General features: G+C 59.0%; 21 protein-coding genes. 10 read left to right on the top strand and 11 right to left on the bottom strand.

The window, feature by feature from the left end:
* Positions 1-2 precede the first annotated feature (2 nt).
* Positions 3-605 carry a response regulator transcription factor gene (locus tag WA922_RS07585; RefSeq protein WP_424771092.1) on the bottom strand — a complete coding sequence of 201 codons (603 nt, stop codon included), beginning with the start codon at positions 603-605 and terminating at the stop codon, positions 3-5.
* Between the two features lie 3 nt (positions 606-608).
* Here WA922_RS07585 and WA922_RS07580 point away from each other — a divergent pair, with 3 nt between their 5' ends.
* Positions 609-797, top strand: coding sequence for a hypothetical protein (locus WA922_RS07580; RefSeq protein ID WP_424771091.1), 189 nt, complete (start codon positions 609-611; stop codon positions 795-797).
* Here the strand turns inward: WA922_RS07580 and WA922_RS07575 are convergent.
* From WA922_RS07575 to WA922_RS07550, 6 genes are all read right to left on the bottom strand, one after another.
* Positions 776-1,519: a peptidase gene (locus tag WA922_RS07575; RefSeq protein ID WP_424771090.1), complete on the bottom strand. Its 744-nt coding sequence runs from the start codon at positions 1,517-1,519 to the stop codon at positions 776-778. The genes WA922_RS07580 and WA922_RS07575 overlap by 22 nt on opposite strands.
* Before the next feature lie 75 nt (positions 1,520-1,594).
* On the bottom strand, positions 1,595-2,416 hold the full coding sequence (locus tag WA922_RS07570; RefSeq protein ID WP_424771089.1) for a transglutaminase family protein: 822 nt from the start codon (positions 2,414-2,416) through the stop codon (positions 1,595-1,597).
* A gap of 4 nt (positions 2,417-2,420) precedes the next feature.
* Complete coding sequence (locus tag WA922_RS07565) at positions 2,421-3,365, bottom strand: alpha-E domain-containing protein (protein ID WP_424771088.1); 945 nt, start codon at positions 3,363-3,365, stop codon at positions 2,421-2,423.
* 31 nt (positions 3,366-3,396) lie between these two features.
* A complete protein-coding gene (locus tag WA922_RS07560) occupies positions 3,397-4,824 on the bottom strand; it encodes a circularly permuted type 2 ATP-grasp protein (protein ID WP_424771087.1) in 1,428 nt (475 codons plus the stop codon).
* An 84-nt stretch (positions 4,825-4,908) separates the two neighbouring features.
* Positions 4,909-5,679 (bottom strand): alpha/beta fold hydrolase, encoded by a 771-nt coding sequence (locus tag WA922_RS07555; protein ID WP_424771086.1) that lies wholly within the window; start codon positions 5,677-5,679, stop codon positions 4,909-4,911.
* Positions 5,680-5,712: 33 nt separating this feature from the next.
* A complete protein-coding gene (locus WA922_RS07550) occupies positions 5,713-6,249 on the bottom strand; it encodes a DUF3617 domain-containing protein (RefSeq protein ID WP_424771085.1) in 537 nt (178 codons plus the stop codon).
* Positions 6,250-6,358: 109 nt separating this feature from the next.
* Here WA922_RS07550 and uvrB point away from each other — a divergent pair, with 109 nt between their 5' ends.
* The 4 genes from uvrB to WA922_RS07530 all read left to right on the top strand — a co-directional run bounded on the left by uvrB (position 6,359) and on the right by WA922_RS07530 (position 9,845).
* Positions 6,359-8,545, top strand: a complete 2,187-nt coding sequence (gene uvrB, locus WA922_RS07545) for an excinuclease ABC subunit UvrB (protein ID WP_424771084.1) — start codon at positions 6,359-6,361, stop codon at positions 8,543-8,545.
* Between the two features lie 137 nt (positions 8,546-8,682).
* A complete protein-coding gene (locus WA922_RS07540; protein ID WP_424771083.1) occupies positions 8,683-8,874 on the top strand; it encodes a type II toxin-antitoxin system RelE/ParE family toxin in 192 nt (63 codons plus the stop codon).
* Positions 8,875-8,938: 64 nt separating this feature from the next.
* Positions 8,939-9,256: a HigA family addiction module antitoxin gene (locus WA922_RS07535; RefSeq protein ID WP_424771082.1), complete on the top strand. Its 318-nt coding sequence runs from the start codon at positions 8,939-8,941 to the stop codon at positions 9,254-9,256.
* Positions 9,257-9,269: 13 nt separating this feature from the next.
* Entirely contained in the window at positions 9,270-9,845 is a 576-nt protein-coding gene (locus WA922_RS07530; RefSeq protein WP_424771081.1) for a hypothetical protein, read from the top strand.
* On the opposite strand, the gene WA922_RS07525 is transcribed toward WA922_RS07530, so the two are convergent.
* A complete protein-coding gene (locus WA922_RS07525) occupies positions 9,832-11,919 on the bottom strand; it encodes a protein-disulfide reductase DsbD family protein (protein ID WP_424771080.1) in 2,088 nt (695 codons plus the stop codon). The genes WA922_RS07530 and WA922_RS07525 overlap by 14 nt on opposite strands.
* Positions 11,920-12,007: 88 nt before the next feature.
* Between WA922_RS07525 and WA922_RS07520 the strand changes: the two genes are divergently transcribed.
* Together WA922_RS07520 and WA922_RS07515 are read left to right on the top strand one after the other, a co-directional pair.
* Positions 12,008-13,801: an ATP-binding cassette domain-containing protein gene (locus WA922_RS07520; protein WP_424771079.1), complete on the top strand. Its 1,794-nt coding sequence runs from the start codon at positions 12,008-12,010 to the stop codon at positions 13,799-13,801.
* Positions 13,802-13,818: 17 nt separating this feature from the next.
* On the top strand, positions 13,819-15,033 hold the full coding sequence (locus tag WA922_RS07515; RefSeq protein ID WP_424771217.1) for an FAD-dependent monooxygenase: 1,215 nt from the start codon (positions 13,819-13,821) through the stop codon (positions 15,031-15,033).
* 19 nt (positions 15,034-15,052) lie between these two features.
* Here WA922_RS07515 and WA922_RS07510 read toward each other — a convergent pair whose 3' ends face one another.
* From WA922_RS07510 to hemC, 3 genes are all read right to left on the bottom strand, one after another.
* Positions 15,053-15,964, bottom strand: a complete 912-nt coding sequence (locus WA922_RS07510; protein ID WP_424771078.1) for a hypothetical protein — start codon at positions 15,962-15,964, stop codon at positions 15,053-15,055.
* Positions 15,965-16,039: 75 nt separating this feature from the next.
* Positions 16,040-16,756, bottom strand: a complete 717-nt coding sequence (locus tag WA922_RS07505) for a uroporphyrinogen-III synthase (protein WP_424771077.1) — start codon at positions 16,754-16,756, stop codon at positions 16,040-16,042.
* Between the two features lie 24 nt (positions 16,757-16,780).
* A complete protein-coding gene (hemC, locus tag WA922_RS07500; RefSeq protein WP_424771076.1) occupies positions 16,781-17,731 on the bottom strand; it encodes a hydroxymethylbilane synthase in 951 nt (316 codons plus the stop codon).
* Between the two features lie 44 nt (positions 17,732-17,775).
* Here hemC and tsaD point away from each other — a divergent pair, with 44 nt between their 5' ends.
* The 3 genes from tsaD to WA922_RS07485 are packed head-to-tail and all read left to right on the top strand — an operon-like array spanning position 17,776 to position 21,322.
* A complete protein-coding gene (tsaD, locus tag WA922_RS07495) occupies positions 17,776-18,810 on the top strand; it encodes a tRNA (adenosine(37)-N6)-threonylcarbamoyltransferase complex transferase subunit TsaD (RefSeq protein WP_424771075.1) in 1,035 nt (344 codons plus the stop codon).
* Entirely contained in the window at positions 18,807-19,820 is a 1,014-nt protein-coding gene (locus WA922_RS07490) for an NAD(P)H-dependent glycerol-3-phosphate dehydrogenase (RefSeq protein WP_424771074.1), read from the top strand. The genes tsaD and WA922_RS07490 overlap by 4 nt, the downstream gene beginning before the upstream one ends.
* On the top strand, positions 19,817-21,322 hold the full coding sequence (locus WA922_RS07485) for a lipopolysaccharide biosynthesis protein (RefSeq protein WP_424771073.1): 1,506 nt from the start codon (positions 19,817-19,819) through the stop codon (positions 21,320-21,322). Before WA922_RS07490 ends, WA922_RS07485 begins: the two co-directional genes overlap by 4 nt.
* Positions 21,323-21,645: the final 323 nt, after the last annotated feature.

Raw genomic sequence — 21,645 nt, 5'->3', positions numbered from 1 at the left:
GCTTAAATTCGCGCCTCCAACCGCAACCGTACCGCTTCTGCAGAATGTTTTGCGCCCAGCTTCGTCATCATATTGGCGCGGTGTATCTCGACCGTGCGCGGGCTAATATCCAGTTCGCGTGCGATCGCTTTATTGCTAAGACCATGCGTGAGCCAATCGAGCACTTCACGTTCCCTTACGGATAAATGGTCAATCCGGTCACGCGCCTCCACCAGTCTACGGCGCGCCTTGCTATATTCCACGGCCTCATCCTCCAATCGGGACAGCGCCTCGTCCAGCACGGCCAGGGTGAGCGGCGCGCTGAGATAATCCAAAGCGCCAGCGCGCATCGCCATCACCACACGCTCTGGCCGCGGATTGTCGGCCAACGCAATCAGCGGCAACCAGATGCTGGCCTCAGCCATCTCGCGCATCAGCCGCGCCACGCCGCCAGTGGCATCGACATCGCGCGCCACGACAATCCCGCCAGATAGTGGCCGCATCGCCAATTCGTCAAAATCGGCATAGACTTCTGCATGATACCCCAGATCAAAAGCAGTCCGGGACAGTTCAGCCCGGCTGCGGCTGTCGGGATCGACGAAATGTATCGCGAATGCGTTTTCCATCCCGTGATGATCGCTGCATTCCGGCAAAAAGCACGCGGTCTTGGCTCGGTTCTGGACCTAAGTCAGGTGAAATGCGGTGCTGCAAAGCGGCATGATTTGATCGAAAACGGATGCAAATTACGCGCAATTGCCCAGCTGGAAATACGTAAGCGGTTGCCCGCTGGATATTACTACTCTGCGGCGAAGCTGTAATCAGGCAGAGAATGGAAAGCGGTTTTCAGCGCATTACCCCAGCTGGAGGATATCTGCTGGAAATACGGGTCATCCTGCGTGATCCGCCGCTGGTGCGTGGCGGTAAAACTGTCCCGTTCAACCACCATCATATCCAGCGGTAATCCCACCGAGAGATTGGCCTTCAAAGTGGAATCAAATGACACCATCAACAGCTTGGCGGCATCTTCAAAACTCATATTGCGGTCATAGGCTCGCAGGATGATGGGGCGACCATACTTGGTTTCGCCGATTTGCAGGAACGGGGTGTCCGCTGATGTCTCAATGAAATTTCCCTCTGGATAGATCATGAACATGCGTGGTTCCATACCTTCGATCTGACCGGCCAGAATGATGGTTGCGCTGAACCGGCCCTTGCCGCGCACGCCATTGGTTTCCTGCGTGTGCTGGATCGTTGCACGCAGCAATTTGCCAATCTCAGCTGCGACCTGAAACATGGTTGGCGCCTCGAGAATGACATTGTCGCGGTCCTCGGGCGCTTTGGTGCGTTCTTCCAATTGGCTGATAACCGACTGCGTCGTCGCCAGATTACCCGCGGTCATGACAGTCAGGATACGCTTGCCTGGCACTTCCCAATGGAACATTTTTGAAAAGACAGAGATATTGTCCACGCCAGAATTGGTCCGCGTGTCACTCATCAAAACGAGGCCCTTATCGAGCACCAAACCAACGCAATATGTCATTGAGAAATCCTTATGCCGGCCCGGTACCGGCGAAGCAGGCCAGATATAGCAGACCCTTGCGCCGGTCCAGACAGATTATTGCTGCTGCACCACTTGCTGCTGTTCCACAGACACTTCGACCCGCAGGTCCTCGTTACGGGTCCCGAATGTGATGCCCGTAATTGGCGCGGCATCACGGTAATCGCGGCCAGTTGCAACCCGTACATAGCGCGGATCGGGGCTGATCCCGTTGGAGATGTCAAAACCGACCCAGCCGAGCCCCTGCACATGCGCTTCTGCCCATGCGTGAGTGGCTTCCTGATCGATGCGGTCATTCATCATCAGATAACCGCTGACATAGCGCGCCGGTATATCCATCGCGCGCGCGGCGCCAATAAAGATATGCGCATGGTCCTGACATACGCCGGAGCCTTGCTTCATCGATTCTTCCGCCGTGGTGGTTACACCGGTCTGGCCGGTTTTATACGCAACTGCATCGCGGATACGCTGTGACAGGGCGTGCAGATCATCGACCGTTGGTGTGCCGCCGACGGCCGGGCTCTGGACCAATCGGCGCACTTCCGCTCCCGGCTTGGTCAAAGGCGTCTGGCTGACAAAACTCCACAACGGCAAATGCCCCGAATGCTGGCCGATTACGCCCGCATTGTCTTCTGTATCGATCATCCCTTTACACTCGATCGTTACTTCGCGCGCTTCGGGCTCGACCGCAACCAGTGTCACTGTGTTGTAATTTTGGTCTTCATATTCAATTTCCTTGCGCGCATTGGAATAGTTCATCTCCCATTCGAGCACCTCCTGCCCCTGCGTCGCCTTGGGGGTCAGCCGCAATCGCTGCAATGCATGCACGACCGGCTCTTCAAAACTGTAATGCGTGGTGTGACGGATCGATAATCTCATAGGCTCAATCCACAAACCGGTAATCTTCGGCAATCGCCGCTGCGATGGCAGAATTGCTGTTGCTGAAATCAATCAGGAATTGGTGCAATCCCCGTTCGAATACTGCATCAATATTGGTATTGCTTATCCGCATATCGGCCTCGCGCATTAATTCGTTAGACAGCCCCTCGCGGTGATGGATGCGCGCCAGTGCGGCCAGATTATCGCGCAGATCGGAATGGCAGAACGCCAGACTGCGCGGGAACCGCTCGTCCAGCACCAGAAATTCCACAATACCGCGCGCATCAATCCGTCCCGCATTCAGCCAGCGATAGGCCCGGTCGCCCGATACAGACCGCAATACATTGTCCCATTGCCCCTTATCAAGGCTGGATCCGACATGCGAAAGCGATGGCAGCAGCAGATAATATTTGATGTCAAGGATACGCGCAATGCTGTCACCGCGCTCGACCAAGGTGCCAGCTCGCGCGAAATGGTATCCCGCATCGCGCAAAATCGAATTCTGCATTGCGCCATGCGCCTGCATACCCGCACGGCGTACATCGGCCACCACTTTGCCCAGGCTACCCTGCGCCACCGGACGCGACAGATCCGATTTCAGCTGCATCCACCCTTCATTGATCGCTTCCCATAATTCTGTGCTGATTGCGTTGCGCACCAGCCGCGCATTGGTACGGACCTGTTCAAACGTGCTTAGCACGTTGGATGGATTATCCTTGTCGCGCAGGATGAAATTCCACACGGTTGCGCCTGCATATTCATCATATTTGGCTTCAAACGCCGCCTTCTGGCCCGAAGTGACGATCACCGAGCGCCATTCATCTTCCGCCTTGGTATGATCGCGTGTCAGCGCCATCCGCAACCCTGCATCAACCAGGCGCGCGGTATTTTCCGCCCGCTCGAGATAGCGGAACATCCAATACAGCCCATTGGCTGTGCGGCCTAGCATTGGCGGCCTGCCAGTGATTGATTGCCGGCCATCAGTCTTTGAGTACCCATGTGTCTTTGGTCCCCCCGCCCTGGCTGGAATTGACCACCAGTGAACCGTCTTTCAGCGCAACCCGCGTCAGGCCGCCCGGGGTGATATCAACCCCCTCTGGCGAGACGAGCACGAAGGGACGCAAATCAACGTGACGCGGGGCCAGTCCCTTTTTGGTAAAGATCGGCGTCGTCGACAGAGCGAGTGTTGGTTGAGCGATATAATTGGCAGGGTTGGTGGTAAGTTTCTTGCGAAACGCGGCGATCTCGCTCTTGGATGACGTCGGGCCAATCAGCATTCCGTATCCGCCCGAACCATGCACTTCCTTAACCACCAGCTGTTCCAGATTGTCGAGCACATAGGCAAGGCTGTCCTCATCCGCGCAGCGCCAGGTCTGCACATTGGGCAGCAGCGGTTTCTCTCCGGTATAGAACTCGACAATTTCGGGCATAAAGCTGTACACCGCCTTATCATCGCATACCCCCGTCCCCGGCGCATTGGCTATGGTCACGCCGCCAGCGCGGTATACGTCCATTATCCCCGGTATGCCCAGCACGCTGCTGGGGTCGAATGTGAGCGGGTCGAGGAAATCATCATCGACCCGCCGGTATATCACATCCACCGGTTCAAAGCCTTTGGTGGTGCGCATTTGCACACAGCCGCCCACCACACGCAGATCGCTGCCTTCGACCAGTTCTGCCCCCATCTGGTCCGCCAGAAACGCATGTTCGAAATAGGCTGAATTATAGATGCCCGGCGTCAATACCGCGACATTGGGCTTGCGTTTCAAGCCTTGCGGTGCACACGCGGCGAGACTTTTGGCAAGGCGGCGCGGATAGTTGGACACCGATTCCACACCTACCTGAGAGAACAGTTCAGGAAACATGCCCATCATCGTTTCGCGGTTTTCCAGCATATAGGAAACACCTGACGGGGTGCGCGCATTGTCCTCCAGTACAAACCATTCATCCGGGCCGGTACGCACCAGATCAATCCCGACAATATGGGTGTAAACCCCGCCCGGCGGCGTAAACCCCACCATTTGCTGCAACCATGCAGCATTGTCTTTGAACAACCGTTCAGGAACGCGGCCGGCGCGAATGATCTCCTGCCGGTGGTACAGATCATACATGAAGGCATTGAGCGCACTCACCCGCTGTTCAATGCCGCGCGTCAGCTTGCGCCATTCGGCCGCCGAAATTACCCGCGGCACCATATCGAAGGGGATCAACCGCTCTTCGGCTTCATTTTCGCCGTAAACATTAAAGGTAATGCCCGTTTTACGAAAACTGCTCTCGCAATCAGCATGCTTACGCTTCAGCCATTTGGCATCCTGTGCATCAAACCAGTCACAATACCCTGCATAGGCTGGCCGGACTTCGCCGCTTGCGCTGCGCATCTCGTCAAAATTTGTGTTATCTTCGCTCATGGGCTCCTGATGTCGCGGAATAGAGGGCGAATGCCGTTTGGCAGTGCGAAGCCCTCTGCCGCACCTTACTATAGGGACAAATGTTCAGATGTCTTCAAGTTCCTTCAAAATGGCCAAGATGCTTGCGGCACTGTTTGAAAAACCGATGTGATTGCAGTCCACGCACACCGCACGGTCCCGTTCCCCCGCGATACCGCGCGATGCAGCCGGGCTGACAATCCCGTCCCGCTTGCTCCAGAACGCTATTGTTGGAACAGGCGGTTTCAGTTTCACATCGCCGGGTATCGGCGGCTCGTCCACCGGATGCCCGGCAATGAATTGATATGCGCGCCAGGCATTATTGGCACGCGGATTGCCTGAAAATGGCGACCCCATAGTGATGACTTTGGCGACTTTGCCAGGGTGCCTCTTGGCCAATTCGCGCGCGAACAGCCCGCCCAGGCTCCAGCCTACCAGAACCACATCGCGGCCATATCGCTGCTGTACATCGGTCAGCCGTTGCTCAAGAAACTCAATATTGTCCGGCGTGGGCCCAAGATTGAATCCCAATCCCCAGCGTTTGACCGTGTGGCCTGCCCGTTCCAGTTGCCTGGCCATAAAGCGCATGCGGGTGGGATGCGTGGCAAAACCCGGCAATAGCATAACCGTCTGCGGTGTTTCGGCACGCGCGATATCGAGCGTTCGGAAGGGGCGGATCAAGGGTTCGCGCAGCACGCTGATTTCGGCCAGTAACTGCCACACGCTGGGCTTTTCCGCAGGCTCGGGATCTGCTGCACGGGCCAGCGCGAGCCTCCGCGCGAACTCCTCAGCAGTCCAGAAACGGTCTGCCGATTTCGGGGAAAGCCTATCTGCCATCAGCGACGATGGTACCTGAAAGGCGGGAATATGTCATGCCGGGCAATCACCAATCCTTTCGGATGTGATTTTCATCTTCATCCCGATTTCCCCCATAACGCTGGCATCAATCGTCATGTCCATGATCAGATCGAGACCGGTTTCCTCAACCACACCGGCAATGGCAACGTCGCCGCCTGTACCCATCGGCCCGGTGCACGTCATTTGCGAATCCAGCCTGGTGCCGGTGACAGCAAATTTGGCGAAGCTGCAATTGCCCGCGCCGCTCGCTTCAGAAATTCCCTTAACGATATCCTGAACGCTCTTGTCAGCCTCTTCCTGCGTCACACATTGCTCGTTCACATCGGGTTTCACGTCAGACTTTTGCCGCATCAGTTCCGCTTGCTCGGGGGACAGCTCCGCCACGTCAATTTCGATAATCTCAGATGTTATGCGGTACAGGCCCGGCATCTGGGGCGGCAATTTTTGCATTTCAGCCGCGACTTGCTCCACCGTCTTAGGCTCTTCGGCCTCGCTTCCGCATGCGGCCAAACCCAGCGCCAATAGTGGCATAGCGAAACGCGCGATCATGTTACTTCCCTTTTAAAATGAACATCCCGGAAGCTAGCGATACAAGCAGCCGGTGCCAAGCGGCATCTGGCGCTTGTCCGCGGCGCCCTCACCCCCCATATGTTCCAGCATGTCAGAACTCGTGATCCGCCGCGGCCTTGAAGAACCCGATACCAGCGGGGACTTCGTCCCGCACAAGCCCGCCCGTCCGGAAAAATCGATGCCGGGCAAAAAATTTGAACTGGTGTCCGAATATGCGCCCGCTGGTGACCAGCCGGCAGCCATCGCGGAACTGGTTGGCGGCGTGCACGAGGATGACAAGACCCAGACACTGCTGGGCGTGACCGGGTCGGGCAAAACCTTCACTATGGCCAAAGTGATTGAAGAAACGCAGCGTCCCGCGCTGATCCTCGCGCCTAACAAGATCCTCGCCGCGCAGCTTTATGGCGAGTTTAAGAGCTTCTTCCCCCATAATGCGGTCGAATATTTCGTATCCTATTATGACTATTACCAGCCCGAAGCCTATGTCGCGCGGTCGGATACGTATATTGAGAAGGAAAGCTCGGTAAACGAAGCCATTGACCGGATGCGCCATTCGGCCACACGCTCGCTGCTCGAGCGCGACGACGTAATTATCGTCGCTTCCGTATCCTGCCTGTACGGTATCGGATCGGTCGAGACATATTCGGCGATGATATTCGACATCAAGAAAGACACCGCCGTCGATCAGCGCGAACTGATCCGCAAGCTGGTCGCGCTGCAATATAAACGCAATGATACAGCCTTCACGCGCGGCACTTTTCGCGTGCGCGGCGATAATCTGGAGATTTTTCCGAGCCATTATGAGGACACGGCGTGGCGGATCAGTTTTTTTGGTGATGATATTGAGGAAATTCACGAATTCGATCCGCTGACCGGCACCAAAGGCGCAAGCCTCGACACTGTGCGCGTCTATGCCAATTCGCATTACGTGACGCCGGGCCCCACTATGAAACAGGCCGCCGATGCGATTAGATTTGAACTGCAGGAACGGCTGAAAGAACTCAATGAAGAAGGCTTGTTGCTGGAGGCGCAAAGGCTCGAACAGCGGACGAATTTTGATCTTGAAATGATTGCCGCCACCGGCAGCTGCGCGGGAATCGAGAATTATTCGCGCTTCCTGACCGGCCGCCTGCCCGGCGAACCGCCCCCAACGCTGTTTGAATATCTGCCCGAAAATGCATTGCTGTTCGTCGATGAAAGCCACCAGACAGTGCCGCAGATCGGCGCCATGTCCAAGGGCGATCACCGCCGCAAACTGACGCTGGCACAATATGGTTTCCGCCTGCCCAGCTGTATCGATAACCGCCCGCTGCGCTTCAACGAATGGGACGCGATGCGCCCGCAGACGGTTGCGGTATCGGCCACACCAGGCAGCTGGGAGCTGGAGCAGACCGGCGGTGTCTTTGCCGAACAGATCATCCGCCCGACCGGCCTGATCGATCCGCCGGTGGAAATCCGCCCGGTGGAGGATCAGGTGCAGGACTGCATCGTGCAGTGCCGCGAAACTGCCGAGAAAGGCTACCGCACTCTCGTCACCACGCTGACCAAGCGGATGGCGGAGGATCTGACCGAGTTCATGCACGAGGCGGGTCTGCGCGTCCGCTATATGCATAGCGATGTCGAAACGCTCGAACGGATTGAACTGATCCGCGATCTGCGCCTGGGCGTCTATGATGTTCTGGTGGGGATTAATCTTCTGCGCGAAGGGCTCGATATTCCCGAATGCGGATTGGTCGCCATCCTTGACGCTGACAAGGAAGGCTTTCTGCGCAGCGAAACCTCGCTCGTGCAAACCATTGGCCGCGCCGCGCGGAATGTGGACGGCAAAGTCATTCTTTATGCGGACCGGATTACCGGCAGCATGGAACGCGCGATGAACGAAACCGACCGCCGCCGCGAAAAACAGGAAGCCTATAATAAACAACACGGCATCACCCCGACCACGATCAAGCGCAATATCGCCGATATTGTTGGCGATACCGCCAGCAAGGACGGGGTCACAGTCGATCTGGGCGATGATGAGCGTAACAATCTGGTCGGCCACAATCTGCGCGGTTATATAGAGGACCTTGAAAAGCGCATGCGCGACGCCGCCGCCAATCTCGAATTTGAAGAGGCCGGCAGACTCCGCGACGAAATCCGCAAACTGGAAGCCGATGAACTCGGCATTCCCGATGCGGATAAGAAAGCACCCATCGTGGGCCGGTCAATGGAAGGCAAGCCGGGGACGCGGAAAACGCGCTACGGGAAAAGTCAGAAGAAGTGGGGGAAGTGATCTTTTGGAAAAATTTTTTCTAAGAGGGTTCTAAGAAGCCCTTAAGAGACCTCTAAGATGATGCAACTACAAACGGCTTGTTTGACAGAGTCCTCTCGTTTGTATTGTTAGGTAGCTGCAATACAAAAGAGGCAGCCATGATCCAATCCTTCGCCAGCAAAGAAGCCGGACGCATCTGGCGTGGTCGTGCCAGTCGCAAGCTGCCTGCCGACATCCAACCTCGTGCGCTGGCAAAGCTGGCTTTGCTCAACCGGGCGGCGACGCTCGACGACCTTCGCAACTCGCCTTCCAATCGGCTGCACACCCTCTCCGGTGACCGCGAAGGTTAGCATTCCCTTTCCATTAACATGCAATGGCGTATATGCTTTGTTTGGAAAGATGGAGAAGTAAGCGATGTCGAAATCGTCGACTACCACTGATGCTGATTGGCTGCACATTCCGCATGCCGGCGAATTGCTCGTTTCGGAATTTATGGAACCACTCGATTTGGATTGTGGCGCATTGGCTGAAGCCATTGCGGTCGATACTTCGCGCCTGCAGAACGTCATCGAGGGCAAAGCGCTGGTCGATGGCGAGCTCGATCTCCGTCTAGGCCGTTATTTTCGCATGTCTGAGGGGTTCTTCCTCGGTCTGCAGCATGATAGCGACTTACGGATCGCCAAGCGCCAATTGAACGGCGAACTGGACCAGATCACCCCGCGCGCAGCGTAATCCATCACGACCGATGAAACCTGCCATACTAATTTCCATACTTGCTTGCGCATTGTTAACCGCATGCCAGCCGCCTGCGGCTGACGAATATTCTTCGCGCGGCAGTGCGGCGAACCAGAATGAGGGGCCTTCAGAACCGATCGATTCGCCTGACAGTACCGGTGCATTCTGGGCTTCTGCCGGGCTGGCTGGCGGCGTGGAGGAGCGTATAATCTATGGGCAAGCGGGACAGCCCCCCTATCTGGGGATTGCGTGCGAAACCGGCGCCGCGCGTGGCAGCGCCGGTCCAGCGAACGCAGCAACGGTCCGTATCACGCGCTTTACCCCTGCCGATCCAGAGGCGCAGGCGCTCATGGCGCTGATTGGGAATGGCCATATGGCGCGGCTGCCGGTCGATGCGGCATTTAACGGCCAGGTCTGGCTGTGGGAGGGTTCATATTCTGCCGCCAGCACCGATCTAGATGTACTGACCGGGCCGCGCCAGATTGAACTCACCATACCGGGCGCGGGCAGCGTGATCCTCAATCCCAGCGCGAAACCCGCCGCATTGATTGACCGGTGCCGCAGGCTGGCCGCTACGGCGCTGTAGCCTGATCGATCAGGCTATCGGGCGCCAGCACCTGCGGTAATGGCTGTGCCTCGCCGGCAGGCGGGTACCATATGTAAAGCGGTACACCGGCGGCCCCCTGGCTGGTCAAATACGCCGTAATTTCCGCATCGGGCCGCGTCCAGTCACCGCGCATGGCAATGACGCCAGCGGCATCAAACGCTGCGCGCGTGGCCTCCCGCTCGATCGCAACGCGTTCATTCACTTTGCAGGTTACGCACCAATCGGCAGTAAACCACAGAAATACCGGCTGCCCGCTGGCTCGCGCCTCAGCCAGAGCCTGTGCCGAATAGGGTAGCGGATCGAGCAGCGATTCGTTCGCGCGGGACTGCGCTGGTGAATAGCTGCTCGGCAGAGCGAATGCGGCAAACAGCGCGAATGGCGCAGCGATTAATCCAAAAGCGGGCCACGCCATCTTCGCTTGTTTTTGCAAGCGCCCGGTGACCATCAACGCAATCATCAATCCGCCGATCAACACCATCACGATCATCGCAAATCCCTGCCCGCCCATACGCGATACCAGCCACACCAGAGCCAGCGCCGTCAGCCCCATCGGGATCGCCATGACGCGGCGGAACCGTTCCATCCACGGTCCGGGCCTCGGCAAGAGCTGGCGCAGTGCAGGCACAAAACCGATCAGCAAAAATGGCAGAGACAAACCCAAACCCAATACGGCAAATAACAGCAAGGCCTGTGCAGCCGGGAGCAACAGCGCCGCCCCTATCGCCGCCGCCATAAAGGGTCCGCTGCAAGGGGTCGCGGCAACCGCAGCGAGCAAGCCCGTGGCAAAGGCGCTGGCCGGTTTCCCGCTACGGGTCAGCGATATTGATGGCAGCTCAAATAATCCTGCGAAATTGGCCGTGATCACGGCCGCGAGCACCAATAATGCGACCACCACTGCGGGTTCCTGCAACTGGAATGCCCATCCCACTTGCTGCCCCGCCGCGCGCAAAGCGAGCATCACCGCGCCCAGCGCAATACAGGCGAGCACAACGCCGGCGGCATAGGCGATACCCTCACGCCTCGCATCTGCCTCGCTAGCGCCAGCGCGCACCAGACTGATCGCTTTCAGGCTGAGGATCGGAAACACGCAAGGCATGATATTCAGGATCAATCCGCCCACCAAAGCGGCGAGCAGCAGCACACCCAGTGCAGGCGTTTCAACATGGCTGCTGGCCAGCGGCGTGCCCGACACAGAAACGTCACCTGGCTCTGCCAAGAACTGCACCCCGTCTCCGCCGCCAAAGGCCAATATTGCTTCGATCCGTTCGGGTTCCGCGCCGGGATATGCCAACGGTATCTGGGCGATTAACAGATCGCCATCGCGCGAAAATTGCTGCGTAGCGGCATATTGGACGAGGTCCGTTGTCGCGATGAAGATATGCGGATCAGGCAGATCAAGCGCAGCGGGTACCGGCACGGCGAAACGCAGCGTGTTACCCACCACCGTAAAGCTGGCCTGCCGGTCCAGCACAGGCGGAATGGCTGCGCGCCAGGTCGTAAACGCTGGGTCTGCAACGGATGGTCCGCCCAGCGGCACCGTGAGCGAAAAGCGGCCCTGCTCTGGCACGCAAATCACATCCGTACAGGCAAGCCATTGCGCCTCCAGCCCGATCACCGCCGTGCCTGTTGTCGGCGCATTCGCTGCCACGGTCAGGGGAACCAGTACCGTGTAAGACCCTTCATAAATATGGTTCATCAAATCCGAGATCAGCAAGCGTGACGGCACCGGATATTCCGGCTCACCAGCGATCCAGCCAGCCGGTAAATCCCAATCCAGCTGCATACCATAGCCCGCATCGCCGGGGTTCTTCCAATAGCCGTGCCATTCGTCTGAAATGGGGGTGAACCGGATCGCGGCCGTCAGCGTTTCGCCCGGCTGAGCAGCGCCATCGGCCAGCAGAACCGCCTCTATATTCGGATCGATGCCTGGGATAGTCTGAGCCGCCAGAGCCCCCGGCCAGAATATCGCCGCGATGAACAGCAAGGTCATGGCGTAACGCCGTGCCTGATGGCTCGCGGTTGACATGGCGGCATTCTCCTTCGGCTTGGTCAATGACATAAGCGCCTTTGGGGCGGCTTTCCGGCGGTTCTTAGGCAGTTCTGGGGCGCATCTTAGGCTGCGCAGAGGTGGGCGGCAATCAATGCATGTCTTGTTGGCCCCTGCGCCATGTGTCATGCCTTGCACCGGTATGGAAGTGTTCAAGGCATATACGGCCGATATCTGGCGCAGAACGAAAGACGCTCTACCTGTTACAGCCTTGCTGATCGCGATGGGGGCAGTGGTTGAGGGTATCGGGATCGCTGCGATATTGCCATTTGCGGCGCTGATCACTGGCCAGACAGAAAGCCTGGCGGCAGACAGCGTGATGCAAATGTTGCGCAGCGCCGGTATCACTTCGCAATTCGGCAGAGCACTGGCATTATCGGCTGGTTTTGCAGCCTTTCTGGCTGTCAGGGCCGTTATCATATGGCAGCGCGATACCCGGCTCTATTGGCTGGGTTTCCATTATGTCGACGGCGTAAGAAGCCGCCTGTTCCGCGCAATCGGCACGGCGGACTGGATGACAGTGCGAACCTTGCGGCGCGCAGACCTTGAACATGCGATCACCAATGACATTGCGCGCCTGGGCATCGGCACCGACCGGCTGCTGCGCGGCGGTGCGGCGGCAGCAATGGCCGCAGTGCAGCTGGCTATCATCGCGTTACTCGCCCCCATGCTGCTTGCGCTCGTATTCCTTCTGCTCGCCTTGGCCGCCATGCTGGCGCTGCCAATGATGCGCAAAGCGGGCGCACTGGGTAATCGGCTGACTCTATCGGGCCGGCACGTACACGCTGTTCTGGGTGACTTTCTCGCCAGCCAGAAACTTGCCCGTCTAAATAATGCCGAAGACGCTTTTCTGGGCAGGTTTGAGAGCGCAATCAGGGATGTACGCGCGCACCAGAACCGGTTTTACCGGTCGCAAACCGCAGCACGCCTGTGGTTCCAGCTGATTGCCGGACTGGTGGTGATCGGCGCGTTGGTGATCGGGTTTTTCGTGCTGGAAACGCCGCTGCCGATATTGGCAGTGACGCTTGTCGTCCTCGCCCGGCTGGTCAATCCGGTGCAAACCATCGTCCAATCTGCGCAATCGATATCCAACACTCTGCCCGCATTTTCCGCGATCGAGGAGACAGTGACGAGGCTGGAGCGTGCAGCGCGTGAAATCATAGATATTGGGGCGGCGGCAAAGCCGCTTGATCCGAAACCCGCCCAGTTGACCCTGTCCAATATCTGTTTCAGCCATAGCGCAGGCACGCTGCCAGAGAGGGCCGCTGTCAAAGCCTTTGACCTGCATGTCGGTGCAGGTGATATCGTTGCCCTGAACGGTCCGTCAGGCTCTGGCAAAACGACCGTTCTGGATATCATCACCGGTTTATTACCGCCTGCATCGGGCACGATCGCCGTCAATGGTACCGTTCTGTCCACTGAAACGGATTTCGCCAGATGGCGCCGCCACATCTGCTATTTACCGCAAGACCCATTTTTATTCGATGCAAGTATTCGGGACAATCTGACCTGGCATCATAACGGGGTCAGCGATGATGCGATATGGCAAGCGTTGGAAACGGCAGAAATTGCCGCGTTTGTTAGCGGGTTGCCGGGCGGGCTCGACAGCAGCGTGGGTGACCGGGGAGGCAATCTATCGGGCGGAGAACGGCAACGTCTGTGTATCGCGGCAGCTGTCATCAACGCACCGCGATTCCTGATTCTGGACGAGGCGACGAATGCGCTGGATGTAGAGCTTGAGCGGCAGGTTCTGGCCAATCTGTTCCGTCAGCGCGACCGGTTCTCGATCTTGCTCGTCACACACCGTCCCGAAGCATTGCGCCATGCTGACCGGGTTATTACTGTGAACCACAGGCGCACCCCGCCGGTGCAGCAGAACAACCGATAAGGCCCAATATGGACGATATGAATGATACGCGTGATTTGGTAATTCTCGGCGGCGGTCTGACCGGGATGACGCTCGCTCTGGCTGCTGCGCGTCAGGGTATATCCAGCCATGTGGTCGACCGCGCCGATCCTGCGGATCTGTTGGCGCAGGGTTTCGACGGACGCGCATCGGCTATCTCGACCGCGAGCTGGAACCTGTTCACCAATATCGGGCTGGCGGACCGGCTGGAGCCGCATGGCAGCCCGATTGCCTCCATCGCGGTAAATGACCAGATGAAGCCGGGGGCTATAGATTTCACTCCGGCCGAGGGGGAGGGATCGCTGGGCCGGATGTTCGCCAACCGCGAATTGCGCAGTGCACTGTTCGATGCTGCCGACAAAGAACCGCTGATCGCGTGGCACGCGCAATCAGAAGTCACTCAGCGTATCCGGGGTGAGCACGGCGTATCAGCCTGTCTGGCAAACGGGCGTATATTGGCCGGAAAGCTTATGGTCGCTGCCGAAGGGCGCGGCTCACCCACACGCGAAGCCGCAGGCATCGTGATGGCGAAATGGAATTACAGCCACCGGGCGATCATTTCCGGCCTTACTCACGCGGAGCCGCATGATCAGGTTGCCTGGGAAATTTTCTATCCGTCAGGTCCGTTCGCTCTTTTGCCAATGCGGGGTCTACCGGACGGTTTGCATCGCAGTGCTTTGGTGTGGACCGTGGACGAGGCCGACGCGGAAGGAACGCTCAAGCTATCGGCCCGGGCATTTCTGGCTGAAGTACAGAAACGCATGGGCGATATTCTGGGTGAGGTTACCTCGGCCACCGCTCGCTCGTCCTATCCGCTGGGTTTCCATCATACTGCGAGGATCACGGGTCAGCGGCTGGCCTTGATTGGCGATGCTGCGCACGGCATCCATCCAATTGCGGGTCAAGGCCTGAACCTGGGGCTGCGCGATGTCGGGGCATTGGTCGACGTGATCGCCGATGGAATGCGGCTTGGGCTGGAGCCGGGCGATGCCCAATTGCTCCGGCGATATGAAAATTGGCGCGGGCTCGACAGCTTCATGGTTGCGCTCGCCACGGACGGTCTGACCCGCCTGTTTGGCGTACCGGGCAAAGCCGCATCGGCCATCCGCCGTTTGGGTATGAGCGGTGTCCAGCGCACGCCGGCCATAAAAAATTGGTTCATGGACGAAGCCCGCGGGGTTAGCGGTGACTTGCCGGAGCTGCTGAAAGCCTGATCACGCGGGATATTTTGCGCTATTCATCGCCGCCAATGTCGGCGGGGCTGGGTTGTTCAATCACCGTGCCCGTCCGGTCCCGCAATCCGCTGGTTTCAAGAACAGCCGATGTTTCAAGAATATCGAGCGCCGACTGTATGCGGATATAGCGCCGCGCATCATCAATCCAATCTTCCGCCTTTTTGGCCCCCGGCAAAGTCAGCACTTCATCAATCGCGCTTTGTATCCGGCCGTTTTCGAGCGACAAACGGGCCCGGTTGAGTGCTCTGTCGGGCCGGGTAGATGGGGTGCTTTCGCGGCGGATCACAAATAATTGGCTGATTTCGCGCCGGAACCGGTCGAGTGACGGCCCCTGCTCGGTTGCGACCAGATCATATTCCAAACCGGCAAAGCGGGCGATAAGCTGGTCGAGCCGGATCGGATCAGCAGAGGCTTCCACAACCGTGCGCACCGCCTCTGGCTGCGCCATGCCAAAACGCAGCCGCAACTGATCCGCCAGATAGCCGAGCTGCTCACCGCGCTCCAGCGTGCGCCGTGCGGCAAAGGCGATCAATAATCCCTCGGCACGGCCCGCATTACCCGATGCCGCCTGCGCTTGCAGGTCAAGCCGCGCCAGTCTCTGCTCTGCGGCGGCCAGGCGTTGATCCAAACCGCCTTGCTGGTTTGCCACTCTCGAAACGGCTTCTGTAACCACCTCGGCAGCCTCTTCGACACCTTCAGCCGCCTCTGCGCGCCCATCGGTCGCACCGGCAAGCGTCACCGCTGCATCGGCCAGTGCCGTTTCAGCAGCTTGCGCTGATGCCTCTGCCGATGGTGTTTGTGCTGCGCTATCGCCGCCCAGAAAGGCGGGGGTATCATCCCAAGTAAAATACCCGACAATCAATGCACCCAGCAGGAACGCGCATAAGGTCGTGCCCACTATGGCTTGCATGGATCCGCTATTGCGGGGCTTGGAAGGCTGTCTGTCCATTATGGTCCGTATTGTATGTGACGCTTTGGTCCCTAATCATTGGCAGATGTTTCGGCCCAAGGCCAGCGCCAACGATTTTACGGTGGTGAGCAAGGCCGCATCATTGGGCGCGCTGGCAATGTGAATGCCCGCCCATCCGCTGCCCGCATGTTCGGTAATCCGGGGACCAAGGGCTGCCAGCGTTATGCGCCGCCGGTCCAGCCCTAAACGCTCGCATTCGCTAATGAAATGGCCGGTCGCAGCCGCGGAATGCAGCATCACGATACCGCCGCCGGCCAATTCCATAGCCAGCTTCTCAGGCGCTGGAACCGCATAATTGAAATAGGTCACAACCTCTTTGATTTTCTGTGCAGGGCGCAGTTTCAGGGGCACCCGCTCATGCCCGGATAAACGCAGGAACCGCTTCGCATGCGCGGCCTCATGATCCAGCACCGATTGAAGCCCGCCCTCCCCGACATGGGCAATGGTGAAACCGGCGTTACGCGCGGCGGTGGCTGTCTTGTGTCCAACAGCGAATACGGGCAAATCGATCAGCTTGTTAAGAGCGGAACCGCCGTGGCGGATGGCATTGGCGCTCCCGATCAGGAGACCGTCAAAATCCGTAAGGGGCGGCACCGTCCACGTGGCGGGATGGACTTCGAATAACGGTATGCCGGTGATATCAAGGTTGCGCGCGGCGGCCAGCGACAGCGTCTGCGAAAGGCCCGGCTCGCCGCGAATGGCCACTATCGGATACGGTTGTCTGCCGCTCATAACGCTACGGTCATAGCAATGCCGTCATGCGGCCGAAAAAAGTGCCCTGACCCGCTCGCTCGCCCGGGCGAGCAGATCAGCACCCATCGCGCGCGGCGCATCCAGGTCACCGGCATCGAACCGCGCCTGGCCATCGACACGCTCTGCACCGTCGCTGCTGAACACCGATGCTGTCATGTGGATTTTGCCGCCTTCCTGCGCGCACAAAACCGCAATCGGGCTGTGGCATGTGCCGCCCAACGCTTCGAGCAGAGCGCGCTCCGCCATGACAGTGGCATAGCTGTCGGCGTGATTTATCGGCGCAATCAGATCGCGCATATGTGTATCAGCGGTATTGCATTCGATACCGATTGCGCCCTGTGCGGGGGCGGGCAACCATTCTTCCGCCGCCAGCGGCGTTCCCGTACCGGTTTCACCCAGCCGTGAAAGCCCGGCAGCGGCCAGCAGCGTCACCTCCGCCTCACCCGCAGCCAGTTTCGCCAGCCGTGTCGCGACATTGCCGCGGAACGAGACAATTTTGCAATCGGAGCGGTGATGCAACATTTGCGCGGCCCGGCGCGGCGCGCTGGTCCCGATTACAGCGCCCGGCGGGATTGCACGAACCGATGCTGCACCGATCAGCACGTCGCGCACATCAGCGCGTGGCAGGATCGCAGCTATGGTGAGACTGGCAGGGCGCAATGTCTCGACATCTTTCATCGAATGGACGGCGGCGTCAATTTTGCCTTCTGCCAGCCAGATGTCCAGCTCGCGCGTCCATAACGCTTTGCCGCCGATATCCGCCAGCGGCCGATCCTGTATTTTATCCCCCGATGCGCGAACCTTCACCAGTTCAACCGCGCCTTCGTGCCAGCCATGTGCTGCGCATAAGCGGCGACGCGTTTCTTCTGCCTGGGCGACTGCGAGCGGGGACTGGCGTGTGCCCAGCCGGAGTTTTACAGGCGAAGCGGCTGCATTTTCGGATCGGTTCGACATGGCGCTGCTTGCTCTACCCACTCAAGTCGCTAAGGGAAAGTGTCATGGCGATAATCCTGGGAATTGAGTCCAGTTGTGACGAAACTGCGGTGGCGCTGGTCACGACGCAGCGGCAGATTATTGCCGAGCGGATTGCCTCCCAGACCGAGGCGCATGCACCCTATGGCGGAGTGGTGCCCGAAATCGCCGCACGCGCCCATGCGGAAAAACTGGCGCCGATGATTGCCGATGTGATGGCCGAAGCGGGTCTGGACTTGGCCGATCTTGACGCGGTTGCCGCCACCGCCGGGCCAGGCCTGATTGGCGGCGTAATGGTCGGGCTCGTCAGCGCGAAAGCCTTGGCGATGGCAGCGGACAAACCGTTGCTGGCGATCAATCATCTGGAAGGGCACGCGCTTAGCCCGCGCCTTGCCGATGCGCGCCTTCAATTTCCCTATGCGCTGCTGCTGGTATCGGGCGGACATTGCCAGATTTTGCAGGTTGACGGGGTAGGCAAATATCGCCGCCTGGCGACAACGATTGATGATGCGCTGGGCGAGGCATTTGATAAAAGCGCCAAGATTTTGGGGCTTGGCTATCCTGGCGGTCCTGCATTGGAACAGCTGGCGCTGACGGGTGATGCCAGGGCGGTGCCCCTGCCGCGCCCCTTATTGAAAAGCAAGGAACCGCATTTCAGCTTCGCTGGTCTTAAAAGCGCGGTCCTGCGCGCGAAAGAAAGCGGCGAGCACCAGAACGCCGATATTGCAGCCAGTTTCCAGCATGCGGCGATTGATTGTCTGCTTGACCGGCTGGCCCTATCGCTGGATCGGTGCGCATCTCTGCCAGCTCTGGTGGTTGCGGGCGGGGTCGCGGCCAACACCGCGATCCGCTCGGCTCTGGAGGGATTTGCCGCGAAGCGTAATATGGCCTTCAGCGCGCCGCCGATGGCGCTGTGTACCGACAATGCCGCGATGATTGCCTGGGCGGGCGCAGAACGCTTCATCACTGGTCAATCGGATCCGCTTGACGTATCCGCACGGCCGCGCTGGCCGCTTGATCCCGATGCCGAGCCGGTGCGCGGTGCAGGAGCAAAAGCATGAGCCAGACGGCTGACACTATCGGCGTATTGGGCGGCGGTGCATGGGGCACGGCGCTGGCGCAAATGCTGGCAAGCGATGGCCGCAATGTAATGCTGTGGGTGCGCGAGACGGAGCTGGTGGCGCAAATCAATGCCAGCCGCACCAACAGCCTGTTCCTCCCTTCCGCCACGCTTGCACCCACGATCCGCGCGGCGAGCGATATCGCCGATCTGGCTGTTTGCGATATCGTCCTGGCTGTTACGCCCGCGCAGCATCTCGGCGCAGTTTTGGGCACGCTTGCGCGTCATCCGCGCGATCTGGTGCTGTGCAGCAAAGGTATCGAGGCGGGATCGGGCCGCCTGATGAATGATGTTGCAAAAAATGTCTGCCCCGGCAGCGATATCGCCATCCTGTCGGGCCCGACATTCGCCCATGAAGTGGCTGATGGCCTGCCAACCGCCGTAACGCTGGCTTGCGCAGGCGGAGAGGACCAATGGGCGCGGCTCAAACCCGCGATCGCGCGCGCTGCCTTCCGCCCCTATTATTCGGACGATGTCGTCGGTGCGGAGATCGGCGGCGCGGTAAAGAATGTGCTCGCAATTGCTTGCGGCGTGGTGGACGGATTGCGGCTGGGCCAGAACGCACGCGCTGCCCTGATCGCGCGCGGCTATGCTGAAATGCTTCGCTTTGGTGAGGCACTGGGCGCGCGGCGCGATACGCTGGCCGGGCTGTGCGGGCTTGGCGATCTGGTGCTGACCTGCTCGTCTACCTCCAGCCGGAATTTCTCGCTCGGTAAAGCGCTCGGCGAAGGACAGTCCGCAGCCGCTTTGATGGCTGACCGGCATACAGTGGCAGAGGGCGCCCATACCGCGCCGGTACTGAGCGCATTGGCAGAGACGCGCGGCATCGCCATGCCGATTGTCGCCGCTGTGCACCATTTGCTGCAAGGCGGCGATGCGCGTGAAGTGGTTGCCGGATTGCTTTCGCGCCCGCTGCGCGCCGAGCATGCCGAAAGCGAGCCTGATAGTTGACCACGCCCACCACTCCGGACGCGCGAAAGTCCGAGGACAGCAATCAGGACGACATCGCCGCGCTCGCGAAAGGCGGACGGACCAATATGTTCGGCTTCCTGCTCCGCCTGCTGGCGCGGATACCCTTTCTGTTTATCGCCGGACGGCTTTACGGCACACAAGCACTGGGCGTTTTCGCGTTTGCCCTGGTGGTTATCGAACTGATCGCGCTCGCCTGTTCACTGGGCGAGAAACGGGGGCTGGCATTGCGGTTGGCGGAGAGCGACGAGCACCCCTCCGCGCTGGTGTTCGATGCACTATTGGTTGCGGTCTTACTCTCCGCCATCCCTGCGATGACGCTCTATTTCATCCCTGCCGCGATGTTCCCCAGCGGCGCATTTACCGATCTCGACCGGCTGATTGTCTGGGCCATTCCTGCCTTTGCGCTGACCGAGATTGTCCTCGCCGCGCAGGCCTATAGATATGATATAGCCACGACCGTACGCGCGCGGGCGGTGGTGGAACCGTGGACGATTTCGATCATGGCGGGGGTGCTGTTTTACTATATCCCCGAAAACGGCCTGACGATGGCCTATCTGATATCAATTTATGCTGGATTGCTGGTCGGCCTGTGGTCCTTCCTGCGGACCTACGGATTGCCCAAAGGCTGGCGGCCGGCGCCAGCAAGGCTTGGCATAATGGTGTGGCGCGCATTGCCGCTGGTAACCGCAGACGCGATCGAATGGGGCACACGGCGGCTCGATATTTTTATTCTCGGCCTGTTCGCTGGCCCTTCTGCGGTCGGGATTTACTGGATGGCGCAGCAAATCGCCAGTCTGCCGCAGAAGCTGAAAACGAGCTTCGAACCGATCCTTGGCCCGGTAATTACCAAGAATCTGAAAACCAAAAACTACGCGGCGATCGCGTCACAAGTCTGCCAGGTGGGCTTCTGGATCATCGCTGCACAGGCGGCGATCGCGCTGGCATTGGGCGTTCCGGGCGAGGCCGTGATGGGGCTGACTGGCCCGGATTTTGTCGGCGGCACTGGCGCGCTGGCATTTTTGCTGGCGGCGGAGGTCGTCGCGGGCACCGCAGTGGTGTGCGAGGCGGTGCTGGTCTATATTGCGCGGCTGAGGAACCTGTGGATTTCAATCAGCACCATCGTGCTGCAGGGCGTACTGACCGTGGCGTTGATCATGCTGGCGGAGCATTTCGGCTATGGCGAGCCGTTTAAGGCGGCTGCCGCTGCGGCTGCTCTGATGCTGGCGCTGGGGACGATGTCGCTGGTCAAGGCGCTGTTCCTCGCCCGTTTGCTCGGCCACCGCGTCAACCCGCTACGCTGGCCGCTGGTCTGGGCCGCTGCCCCCGCCGTAGTGGTAGGATTTGCCGCGACATGGCTGCCCGAATGGGCCGAACTGCTGTTCGGTATCCCCGCCATTCTCGCTACATATGGCTGGGTCATCTGGCGCAAAGGCTTCGGGCCGGATGACCGGGTATTGTTTAAAAAAAGTGTGGTGGATTGAGGGGTGACGGATCTGACATGCTGCAATTTCCTACATCGCACATGTCAGCTAATTTGCGGAAATGTCACCGCCCGATCCTTCTCTTTTGCGCCTCTTTTGCGCCGGTTGCCCGGTTTGGTTACCCGCTTTCCCCCCTCCCCGGCACCGCCAAAGTTTTAACCTTTATACTGTGTCCCATGTGTCCCTTCCCTACAATTTCTGTCAGGCTTTGCCTCGGCAAGATGAACCGCGAACACGCCTATCTGTCACTTTGCTGGCCGCATCATTCAGTCGCTGTTCACGGCGCGCAATCATGTTTGGCGGATCGATTTCAGGATTTAGGG

This window comes from Pontixanthobacter sp. (assembly GCF_049682855.1).
In the GTDB taxonomy this organism is placed as follows: Bacteria; Pseudomonadota; Alphaproteobacteria; order Sphingomonadales; family Sphingomonadaceae; genus Pontixanthobacter.
This window is presented reverse-complemented; position numbering and strand designations above follow the sequence as displayed.

Excerpts from the sequence above, each read along its gene's own strand:
- uvrB (WP_424771084.1), top strand. The coding sequence starts at position 6,359 with ATGTCAGAACTCGTGATCCGCCGCGGCCTTGAAGAACCCGATACCAGC.
- WA922_RS07490 (WP_424771074.1), top strand. The coding sequence starts at position 18,807 with ATGAGCCAGACGGCTGACACTATCGGCGTATTGGGCGGCGGTGCATGG.
- WA922_RS07535 (WP_424771082.1), top strand. The coding sequence starts at position 8,939 with ATGTCGAAATCGTCGACTACCACTGATGCTGATTGGCTGCACATTCCG.
- WA922_RS07560 (WP_424771087.1), bottom strand. The coding sequence starts at position 4,824 with ATGAGCGAAGATAACACAAATTTTGACGAGATGCGCAGCGCAAGCGGC.
- WA922_RS07575 (WP_424771090.1), bottom strand. The coding sequence starts at position 1,519 with ATGACATATTGCGTTGGTTTGGTGCTCGATAAGGGCCTCGTTTTGATG.
- WA922_RS07555 (WP_424771086.1), bottom strand. The coding sequence starts at position 5,679 with ATGGCAGATAGGCTTTCCCCGAAATCGGCAGACCGTTTCTGGACTGCT.
- WA922_RS07550 (WP_424771085.1), bottom strand. The coding sequence starts at position 6,249 with ATGATCGCGCGTTTCGCTATGCCACTATTGGCGCTGGGTTTGGCCGCA.
- WA922_RS07540 (WP_424771083.1), top strand. The coding sequence starts at position 8,683 with ATGATCCAATCCTTCGCCAGCAAAGAAGCCGGACGCATCTGGCGTGGT.
- WA922_RS07565 (WP_424771088.1), bottom strand. The coding sequence starts at position 3,365 with ATGCTAGGCCGCACAGCCAATGGGCTGTATTGGATGTTCCGCTATCTC.
- WA922_RS07520 (WP_424771079.1), top strand. The coding sequence starts at position 12,008 with ATGCATGTCTTGTTGGCCCCTGCGCCATGTGTCATGCCTTGCACCGGT.
- WA922_RS07585 (WP_424771092.1), bottom strand. The coding sequence starts at position 605 with ATGGAAAACGCATTCGCGATACATTTCGTCGATCCCGACAGCCGCAGC.
- tsaD (WP_424771075.1), top strand. The coding sequence starts at position 17,776 with ATGGCGATAATCCTGGGAATTGAGTCCAGTTGTGACGAAACTGCGGTG.
- WA922_RS07570 (WP_424771089.1), bottom strand. The coding sequence starts at position 2,416 with ATGAGATTATCGATCCGTCACACCACGCATTACAGTTTTGAAGAGCCG.
- hemC (WP_424771076.1), bottom strand. The coding sequence starts at position 17,731 with ATGTCGAACCGATCCGAAAATGCAGCCGCTTCGCCTGTAAAACTCCGG.
- WA922_RS07530 (WP_424771081.1), top strand. The coding sequence starts at position 9,270 with ATGAAACCTGCCATACTAATTTCCATACTTGCTTGCGCATTGTTAACC.
- WA922_RS07515 (WP_424771217.1), top strand. The coding sequence starts at position 13,819 with ATGAATGATACGCGTGATTTGGTAATTCTCGGCGGCGGTCTGACCGGG.
- WA922_RS07510 (WP_424771078.1), bottom strand. The coding sequence starts at position 15,964 with ATGCAAGCCATAGTGGGCACGACCTTATGCGCGTTCCTGCTGGGTGCA.
- WA922_RS07505 (WP_424771077.1), bottom strand. The coding sequence starts at position 16,756 with ATGAGCGGCAGACAACCGTATCCGATAGTGGCCATTCGCGGCGAGCCG.